The 652-nt window shown below is 52.1% G+C and carries 2 protein-coding genes; one reads left to right on the top strand and one right to left on the bottom strand.

Going from position 1 to position 652, the window contains the following annotated elements; genetic code table 11:
* Window positions 1-250 (bottom strand): ATP-binding cassette domain-containing protein (locus ROG8370_RS19985; RefSeq protein WP_139838258.1); only part of this gene is annotated, 250 nt, incomplete at its 3' end.
* A 159-nt stretch (window positions 251-409) separates the two neighbouring features.
* Between ROG8370_RS19985 and ROG8370_RS20835 the strand changes: the two genes are divergently transcribed.
* The coding region (locus ROG8370_RS20835) for a hypothetical protein (RefSeq protein WP_212580147.1) at window positions 410-652 on the top strand (243 nt) is incomplete at its 3' end.

Genomic DNA, 652 nt, shown 5'->3' with positions numbered 1-652 from the left:
GATCGACCCGGAACCGATCCCGGGCACCGCCCTTTACGGCCCCTACATCCTTCTCGGCTATCTGGATTGCTCCCGGTGCGACGTCCACTACGCCTGCGATGGCCGATAGCAGTGTGGATTTTCCGCTTCCGCTGGGGCCAAACAAGAATATCCGCTCACCCTGAGCAAGCGACAGGTTTGGTATACGCAGGGTCGCATTTTCCGACCCCGGCCAATTGAAAGTCAGGTTTTGGACGTGCAATGCCGTCATTCGATACACTGCCCTCGGCTATCTTGACACAGCTCGTTTTGTCCAGTGGCCCAAAATCCAACCACATGCATCGAGCAGCTAGAGCGACCCGCGGATGACAAAGACAACAATACCCGCTCTTTTAGATCGCAATTCCAACTTTCATCAGTAGCAGGCACCATGTCTCTTCTCGCCATTGCGTTATTCCCGGACTTCATTGAAAACGAACGCCGGTTCGAAGCATTACGAACCAGTATCCTACGGAAGCGTGCCTTTGTAGATTTTTCACTAATTCCCAATAGTAAACGTTGTGTTTTCGTCGAGAGGGTAGATGGGCTCCTTCAACTGAGTGTGCTCGAAAAGAGTAATATCGCGACTAGTGGCTCCGGGAAGATCAACGATCAGCACCTTGTCGGTGAAATT

The organism is Roseovarius gaetbuli (assembly GCF_900172365.1).
GTDB classification, from domain to species: domain Bacteria; phylum Pseudomonadota; class Alphaproteobacteria; order Rhodobacterales; family Rhodobacteraceae; genus Roseovarius; species Roseovarius gaetbuli.
This window is presented reverse-complemented; position numbering and strand designations above follow the sequence as displayed.